This is a genomic window from Guyparkeria sp. (assembly GCF_041687595.1).
GTDB lineage: Bacteria > Pseudomonadota > Gammaproteobacteria > Halothiobacillales > Halothiobacillaceae > Guyparkeria.
The window spans coordinates 1-8,329 of record NZ_JAWLBP010000063.1 but is presented as its reverse complement, the minus strand read 5'-3'; the positions used below and the strand labels follow the sequence as shown (position 1 = coordinate 8,329).

9 protein-coding genes are annotated in these 8,329 nt (G+C 66.0%); 4 read left to right on the top strand and 5 right to left on the bottom strand.

What is annotated here, in order from left to right; translation table 11 throughout:
* Window positions 1-717: D-alanine--D-alanine ligase (locus ACESL5_RS08955; protein ID WP_372592442.1), on the top strand; the 717-nt coding region annotated here is incomplete at its 5' end.
* Between the two features lie 238 nt (window positions 718-955).
* Complete coding sequence (locus ACESL5_RS08950; RefSeq protein ID WP_372592441.1) at window positions 956-2,635, top strand: SulP family inorganic anion transporter; 1,680 nt, start codon at window positions 956-958, stop codon at window positions 2,633-2,635.
* Window positions 2,636-2,759: 124 nt separating this feature from the next.
* Here the strand turns inward: ACESL5_RS08950 and ycaC are convergent, their stop codons facing one another.
* Both ycaC and ACESL5_RS08940 read right to left on the bottom strand, forming a co-directional pair.
* A complete protein-coding gene (ycaC, locus tag ACESL5_RS08945; RefSeq protein ID WP_372592440.1) occupies window positions 2,760-3,386 on the bottom strand; it encodes an isochorismate family cysteine hydrolase YcaC in 627 nt (208 codons plus the stop codon).
* Between the two features lie 25 nt (window positions 3,387-3,411).
* Window positions 3,412-4,281, bottom strand: coding sequence for a pirin family protein (locus tag ACESL5_RS08940; RefSeq protein ID WP_372592439.1), 870 nt, complete (start codon window positions 4,279-4,281; stop codon window positions 3,412-3,414).
* Between the two features lie 101 nt (window positions 4,282-4,382).
* Between ACESL5_RS08940 and ACESL5_RS08935 the strand changes: the two genes are divergently transcribed.
* On the top strand, window positions 4,383-5,273 hold the full coding sequence (locus ACESL5_RS08935; protein ID WP_372592438.1) for a LysR family transcriptional regulator: 891 nt from the start codon (window positions 4,383-4,385) through the stop codon (window positions 5,271-5,273).
* Between the two features lie 35 nt (window positions 5,274-5,308).
* Window positions 5,309-6,082, top strand: coding sequence for a nuclease-related domain-containing protein (locus ACESL5_RS08930; RefSeq protein WP_372592437.1), 774 nt, complete (start codon window positions 5,309-5,311; stop codon window positions 6,080-6,082).
* A gap of 21 nt (window positions 6,083-6,103) precedes the next feature.
* Here ACESL5_RS08930 and ACESL5_RS08925 read toward each other — a convergent pair whose 3' ends face one another.
* The 3 genes from ACESL5_RS08925 to cyoE form a co-directional block, all read right to left on the bottom strand.
* Window positions 6,104-6,697 (bottom strand): SCO family protein, encoded by a 594-nt coding sequence (locus ACESL5_RS08925; RefSeq protein WP_372592436.1) that lies wholly within the window; start codon window positions 6,695-6,697, stop codon window positions 6,104-6,106.
* Window positions 6,698-6,701: 4 nt separating this feature from the next.
* Window positions 6,702-7,565 carry a cytochrome c oxidase assembly protein gene (locus ACESL5_RS08920; protein WP_372592435.1) on the bottom strand — a complete coding sequence of 288 codons (864 nt, stop codon included), beginning with the start codon at window positions 7,563-7,565 and terminating at the stop codon, window positions 6,702-6,704.
* 29 nt (window positions 7,566-7,594) lie between these two features.
* On the bottom strand, window positions 7,595-8,329 hold a 735-nt coding region (gene cyoE / locus ACESL5_RS08915; protein ID WP_372592434.1), incomplete at its 5' end, for a heme o synthase.

Below are 8,329 nucleotides of genomic sequence, written 5' to 3'. Positions count from 1 at the left end.
GCGGGCTCATTCTCCATGGGACTGAGCACCGACAAGTCGATGGTGCGTGCGCTGGCGATGGGGATCGGGATTCCGGTGCCCAATGAAACCTTCGTCGACCTCACCGCCGACCCGCCGGTGCTGCCCGAGCTCTACCCCGCGCTGATCAAGCCGAACGCGGCCGACGGCAGTGTCGGGATCACCCGCGACTGCGTGGTGCACAACGACGCCGAGGCCCTGGCCTACCTCGAGCGGCTGCGGGCCGAGCTCGACCGCCCGCAGGCCCTGATCCAGGATTTCCTGACCGGCACCGAGTACACGGTGGGCCTGATCGGCAACCCGGGCGACTTCACCGTCCTGCCGCCGCTCGAGATCGACTACAGCCATCTGGACCCCGGGCTGCCACCGATCCTGTCCTACGGCTCCAAGGCCGATCCGGAATCCCCCTACTGGCAGGAGCTGGAATTCCGGCGCGCGGACATCGACGACGTCACTCACGCTCAACTGGTGGACCACACCGTGCGGCTGTTCCAGCGCCTTGGCTGCCGCGACTACGCGCGGTTCGACTTCCGCGCCGGCATCGATGGCGTGCCGCGTCTGCTCGACGCCAACTACAACCCCACCTGGAGCTGGGACGGCAAGATGGCGCTCATGGCGAGCTACGCCGGATACGACTACAGCACGCTCTGGCGCATGATCCTGGAGGCCGCAGCGCGTCGTGCCGGCCTGTTGGCCTGACCCTCGGCGCGGTCATGTCCACGGCGGCCGGCAACCGTGTCGCTGGCCTGTTCTTTGACGACTCCATCGATATCCGCTCCGAGTCGGCGGCTCCGTACCCCTGCCTCTGCGACAGGCAGCATGCCGGCCTACCATAGCCTGGAATCTATGGTGGTTATGGATAAATCCAATTTATAGGCAAGTCGGCGATTGGTATGCTCGCCGGCCTTTGTAATCGAGGCTCGGGACGGGCGGACTGATGCGGCTATTCAACGAGATAGGTTTCGGCAATCTCAAGGGTGACGTCTTCGGTGGCGTCACGGCGGCGGTCGTGGCCCTGCCGATGGCACTGGCGTTTGGCGTGGCCTCGGGCGCGGGCGCCGAGGCGGGGCTCTACGGCGCGGTGCTGGTGGGGCTGTTCGCCGCGCTGTTCGGCGGCACGCCGACGCTGATCTCCGAGCCGACCGGGCCGATGACGGTGGTGTTCACGGCGGTGATCGTGGCGCTGATGGTGCCCGACCCGGAGACGGGGATGGTCGCGGAGAACGCCATGGCGATGGCCTTCACCACGGTCATGCTCGCCGGCATCTTCCAGGTGGTGTTCGGCATCCTCAAGCTGGGGCGCTACGTCACGCTGATGCCCTACACGGTGATCTCGGGCTTCATGTCCGGGATCGGCCTGATCCTGATCATCATACAGCTGCCCGGCCTGCTCGGGCATGCCTCGCCCGGTGGCGGGGTGCTGGGCTCGTTGCAGGCCCTGCCGGGGCTGTTCGCCGAGGTAAAGGCCGGCGAGCTGCTCCTGGGGATGGTGGCGCTGGGCATTCTCTTCCTGATGCCCAAGGCTTGGCAGCGCTTCATGCCGCCGCAGCTGCTGGCATTGGTGGTGGGCACGGTCCTGGCGGTGTGGTTCATCGGCAGCGGTGAATACCGAGCCATCGGCGAGATTCCCTCCGGGCTGCCGTCGATCCAGATTCCCACGTTCTCCGCCGACGAGTGGACCACCATGGTGATCAACGCCCTGGTGCTGGCCATGCTCGGCTCCATCGACGCGCTACTGACATCGGTGATCGCCGACAGCCTGACGCGCAAGGAGCACAACTCCGACAAGGAGCTGGTGGGGCAGGGCCTCGGCAACCTCGCCTCCGGCATGTTCGGCGGCCTGCCGGGCGCGGGCGCGACCATGGGCACGGTGGTGAACATCCAGACCGGCGCGCGCACGGCGCTGGCCGGTCTGGTGCGCGCCGGGGTGCTGGGGGTGGTGGTCTTCGGTGCCAGCGGGCTGGTCGAGGACATCCCCAAGGCGATCCTCGCCGGCATCGCCATCAAGGTGGGCATCGACATCATCGACTGGGGCTTTTTGCGCCGCGCCCACAAGCTGTCGATGCGCGGCGCGCTGATCATGTACGGCGTCATCGCCATGACCGTGTTCGTCGACCTGATCACCGCCGTGGGCATCGGCCTGTTCGTCGCCAATATCCTCACCATCCGCCGCCTGTCCGACCTGCAATCGGAGCACGTCCGAGTGCTCGGTCGTGCGGAAGGAGGTGACGAGAGCGACTACGAGGGCCTCGAGTCGGAGGAGAAGCGCCTGCTCAGCGAGGCCGGCAGCCGGGTCGCGTTGCTCGATCTCAGCGGGCCGCTGATCTTCGGCGCCGCCCAGACGCTGACCCGACAGCAGAACCGGCTGGACCGGACCGAAACGCTGATCATCGATCTTTCCGGCGTGCCCCACCTGGGCGTGAGTGCGGCGCTGATCCTCGAACGCATCATGCACGACGCCGCCCAGCGCGGCTCGCGGGTGATCGTCTCGGGCATCCAGAAGCAACCACGCGGCCGCCTGGAGCAGCTGGGCGTCGCGCGGGAGGTACAGGACGAGGACTGGGTGAGCACCCGTGCCGAGGCGGTGCGTCGGGCCTGTGCCCATTCCGGCGACTGAGCGGCCGCGATCTTTTTTGCCGGGAGGGCTCTTCAGGCCCCCGACCGTTCACGCCAAACAGGCCGACGTCACACTCGACGTCGGCCTGTTTTCATGCGGGCTTCGCTCCGACCGGGCTGGTCGCTCAGGCGGTCGGCTGGAAGGTGTTGTAGCTCTCGATCAGGTGCTTGTAGTCGGGGATGTGGCTGGCGAACAGAGCGCCTAGTCCCTCGACGTCGTTGCGCCAGTCGCGGTGCAGTTCGCAGGCCACGCCGAACCAGGTCATCAGCTGGGCACCGGCGGCGGACATGCGGTCCCAGGCGGCGTCGCGCGTGACCGGGTTGAAGGTCCCGGAAGCATCGGTCACCACGAACACCTCGAAGTCCTCGGCCAGCGCGGAGAGCGTCGGGAAGGCGACGCAGACCTCGGTGACGATGCCCGCGACGATCAGCTGCTTCTTGCCGGTGGCGCGAACGGCCTCGACGAAGTCGTCGTTGTCCCAGGCGTTGATCTGTCCCGGACGGGCGATGTAGGGCGCCTCGGGGAACGTCTCCTTGAGTTCCGACATCAGCGGGCCGTTGGGGCCGGTCTCGAAGCTGGTGGTCAGGATGGTCGGCAGCTCGAAGTACTTCGCCAGGTCGGCCAGGGCCAGGACGTTGTTCTTGAACTTGTCGGGCTCGATGTCCCGCACCAGGGAGGCCAGTCCGGTCTGGTGGTCGACCAGCAGGACGGCGGCGTCGTTCTTGTCGAGTCGGGGGTAGGGAGTGCTCATGGCATTGTCCTCGTGGGGTTGTGGGTCAAGTGGTTGCCGGGATCCGGCCGAAGCGGCCCGCCTGGTAGTCATGGATCGCTTGGGTGATCTCGGCCTGGGTGTTCATGACGAAGGGGCCTTGGGCTGCGATGGGCTCGTCGATGGGTTCGCCGCTCAACAGCAACACCGTGGCCTCGTCGGTGACCTGAAAGGCGAGTTCGGTCCCGCTGCGCTCCATGATCGCGAGCTCCGCGGTCCCGACGCGCTGCTCATCGATGCGGATCTCGCCGTGCAGGACGAAAAGGGCGGCCGTGTGTCCCTCGGGCAGACGCAAGTTCACGTCGTGACCGGCGGCCAGACGCAGGTCCCAGACGTTCATCGGGGTGAACGTGCGCGCCGCCCCCTGTCGGTCACCGTATTCACCGGCGATGATCCGGGCGGTGCCGGCCCCGTTGAGCAGCGTGGCGCGGGGAATGCGGCCGTCCGTGATGCCCTGGTAGGCCGGCGGTGTCATCTTGTCCTTGGCGGGGAGGTTGACCCACAGCTGCACCATCTCGAACGGCCCGCCACGGCGGGCGTACTCGGGGCTGTGAAACTCCTCGTGCTCCACACCGGAGCCGGCCGTCATCCATTGCACGTCGCCGGGCCCGATGGAGCCGCCGCCCCCGCCGGAATCGCGGTGCGAGACGCCGCCGGCATAGACGATGGTCACCGTCTCGAAGCCGCGGTGCGGGTGGGCACCGACGCCGCGGCGGGCATCGGTCGGCGCGAAGTCGGCCGGACCGGCGTAGTCCATCAGCACGAAGGGCGAAAGTTCGCGCGCGAGATCGTGATAGGAGAAGATATTGCGCACCGGGAAGCCGTTGCCGACCCAGTGGCTGCCGTTGCTGCGCTTGATCAGGGATACTGTTTTCATCGGGGTCTCCCGTTGGCTGTTTCCAACACACTAGGCGCCGCCGCGGCGGGCGACTAGCCGGCAAATGCGGGAAACACTTTTCATCTGGCTGGACAATCGACATGGATTTCAACGAGGCGGCGGTCTTCGTCAAGGTGGTGCAGGCCGGCGGCTTCAGTGCCGCGGCGAGACAGATGGGGCTGCCCACGTCCACCGTCAGCCAGCGGGTCTCGCGCCTGGAGAAGCGGCTGGGCGTCACGCTGCTGCAGCGCACCACGCGTCAGGTCAAGCTCACCGACGTCGGCGAGCTCTTCTACCGCCACGCGACGGTCGGCCTCGATCACCTCAACGAGGCCGAGGCGGCGGTCAACGCGACAATCGAGGCACCTTGTGGGCTCTTGCGGGTCACGGCACCGACCGACTTCGGCGATGCCCTGTTGGCCGCCGTCATCCGTCGGGTGCGCCAGGCCCACCCGGGCATCGAGATCGAACTGTTTCTGACCGACCGCCTGGTGGACCTGGTGGGGGAAGGCCTGGACGTGGCCATTCGTGCGGGGGAGCTGAAAGACTCATCCCTGGTGGCCAAGGGGGGCGGTATGGCCTGCTGGGCCCTGTTTGCCAGCCCCGACTATCTGCAAGCCGCGCCTCCACTGAAGCACCCCGACGACCTGGCTGAGCACGAGTGCGTCCAGTTCGCCTCGCTGGGCCGGGAGGAATGGCAGCTTTCCGATTCGACCACCCGGCTATCGGTGCCGATGGACGGACGGGTGATCGTCAATGATTTCAGTGTGGTGCGGGAGATGATGCTGGCCGGCGACGGCATCGGGCTGCTGCCTACATACGACTGCCGAGCGGAGGTGGACTCAGGCCGGCTGGTCCGAGTGCTGCCCGACTGGCACGCCAGGGCCGACCCGATCCATCTCGTCTATCCATGGCAGCGCTTCGTGCCGCCCAAACTGCGAGCCTTCGTCGACATCGTCGCCGAGGAACTGAAGGCCTGGCTGGAACGCTGAAGCGGCAGATCGAATTTCCCCGGAGAACCTGCGTAATGGATTCCCTCTCTGTACTCGACAATGCGCTCGGCGCGATCTGGTGGCTGATCCCGCTTGTCCTCATTGCTGGGGCGCTCAAGACGCCGTGGTTCAAGGGTCTGGTGGGCGAGTCCTGGGTGAAGGTCGTCGCCTGGTTTCGTCTGCCGTCCGGCACCTATCACGCGCTGCATAACGTGACGGTACGCACGCCGGACGGCACCACGCAGATCGATCATGTCTTCGTCTCCCGGTTCGGGCTGTTCGTGGTCGAGACCAAGCACATGCGGGGATGGATCTTTGGCGGTGAGCGGCAACCGAAATGGACCCAGAAGATCTACCGCAAGACCGTCTCTTTCCAGAACCCGCTCCGGCAGAACTACAAGCACGTCAAGGCGCTGGAGGCCCTGCTCGACTTGCCTGAGGCCGCAATCCATTCCGTGGTTGTCTTCACCGGCGACTGTCGCTTCAAGACTCCGATGCCGGCCAATGTCACCCGTGGTGGCGGATACGTGCGTCACATCCGCTCCTTCAAGACGCTAGTCCTGAGTGATGCGCAGGTGCGCGACACGATCGCCGCGATCGAGTCCGGTCGACTCGCCCCGACGCGCGCGACGCACCGCCAGCATGTCGCCCACCTGAAGGCACGCGCCAATCCGAACGCCGAGAGGCATTGCCCCAAATGCGGCAGTGAAATGGTGTTACGAACGGTCAAGCGTGGCACGAATGTCGGCAAGCGCTTCTGGGGATGCTCGACCTTCCCCACATGTCGGACGAGGCAGGACGTAGAGTGAGATAGGTCGACTTAAGCCGGATCAACCGGATGATTGCTCGATCAGGCGCCGGAGATCCTCGGTGATATTGGCGGTCTTGGACTGCTCGTCGATCAGCAGGCGGACCTTTCCCTGCGGGCCGAAGACGAATACCGCGCCGCTGTGATTGACGATGTAAAAGCCGTCCTCACGCGGCTCTTCGTAGCTGAATGCAACGCGGTAACGCTTGGCCACGGCTTTAAGTTGCTTCTGGGTGCCGGTCAGGCCGACCAGGTCGGGGGTGAAGTTCGTGACGTAGTCGTCGAGCACCTTCTTGTCGCGCTTGGGGTCCACCGCCACGAACAGGATCTCGACCTTGTCGGCCTGGTCGCCCAGCTCCCGGGTTGCGTCGGCCAGCTTGCTGAGGGCGACCGGGCAGACGTGCCGGCAGCTGGTGTAGCCGAAGAACATCATGGTGACCTTGCCGCGGTAGTCTTCGGCGGTGACCGGTTGGCCGGTGTGGTCGGTCAGGTCGAACTCGAGGTCCGGCATGACGCCGGTGATGTCGTGGCCGTGCCACTGGTTGGATGCCTCCCCGCTGCAACCGAGCAGGAACAGGGGAAGTAGCCAAAGGATCAGATGTTTGGATCGCGACACGATCTCACCTCGCACAGCCAAGGGTTGGGGAAACGGGTTTCTCTACGTGACGGCTCCGGCGGTTCCATCGATGCACCAGCACCAGTCCACCGACGACGCTCATCATCGCCGCGGGAACCCAGGTGAGCAGCCCGCCGATCGCCTGGTCCGTCAGGGGTGTGATCGGCAGGATGCGGCCGCAGGCGGCGTAGATGCCGAACAGGTCGTGGTCGCTCAGGGCGATGTAGGCACCGAGGGCGATCTGCGGAAACATCACCAGGAACAGCACTAGCAGGCGGTAGCCGTAGTGGCGCATGTCGCTCGCGCCCGGCGCGCGCAGGTTGAAGATCATCCACCAGAACAGCAGCCCGTCGATCGCCATGCCCCAGTTCATGGTGTTGTAGAGCGGCACGTTGAGCATGGCGTAGAAGTGCACCGACGGGATCAGCCAGAAGTAGATCAGCCCGACGAAGATCGCGCCCGCCACCAGCGGCTCCTGGATCGCGGCGTAGAGGTGGCGCAGCAGCCAGTTTCGCCGCAGCGGCGCCACGACGTAACGATGGATGCGCTCGGGCAGGCCGGCCCCGAGAATCGCGGCCGGCGCCGAGACGGCGATCAGGAACGGGGCGACGTGGTGCAGCACCAGGTGCTGCAGGCGATGCATGAAGAAGCTGTGCTGGCCGTAGTAGTCGAACTGGGTCTGCAGCACGACATACATCGCCACCAGCCCGATCCAGAACATCACTGCCTGGCCCAGCCCGCCGCCTGCCTTGCGCCAGCCCCGTTGGTAGAGCAGGCCGGCGCCGATACAGACCAGCAGCACCGTTGGTGAGAAGTCGTACGGCTGGAGGAAGGCGACGGTCTGCTCGAGCATGGTTGGCAGCGTCATGATTTCCTCCCCCCAGCGAGGCGGTCAGTTCAACCAAGCACCGCTGGCAAGGAACCGAGCGGCAGGTAGTGATCGGCCAGCATCAGGGCGAACAGCGCGGTCAGGTAGGTGATCGAGAAACCGAACAGCTTCATGGCCTGCTGGTCGCTGTCGACGTGCAGCAGCCGCCAGGCGCGCAGGATGAAACTGCCACCCAGCAGCGTGGCACCGACCAGGTAGACCGGACCGCTCATACCCACAAGTACCGGCAGCAGGCTCACGGGCAGCAGGGCTATCGCATAGGCCAGGGTGTGGCGCTTGGTGTAGGCCACGCCGTTTGTGACCGGCATCATCGGCACCTTGGCGGCGGCATACTCCTCGCGCCGGGCGATCGCCAGCGGCCAGAAATGCGGCGGCGTCCATACGAAGATGATCAGGAACAGGGCGATGGCCTCCCAACCGACCACGCCGGTGACGGCGGTCCAGCCCAGCAGGGCCGGTGCCGCGCCCGAGGCCCCTCCCAGCACGATGTTCTGCGGCCCGATCCACTTCAGATAGCGGGTGTAGATCACGGCGTAGCCGATCAGGGTGAACAGGGTCAGCACGGCGGTGAGCGGGTTGACCGCGAACCACAGCAGGGCCAGCGAGGCCGTGCCGAGCAGGCTGGCGAAAATGGTCGCCGCGCTTCTCGAGACGTCGCCGGTGGGCAGCGGCCGGGCCTTGGTCCGGCCCATTTCCGCGTCGATCTCGCGGTCGGCGATGTGGTTGAACGCCGCCGCCGAGAA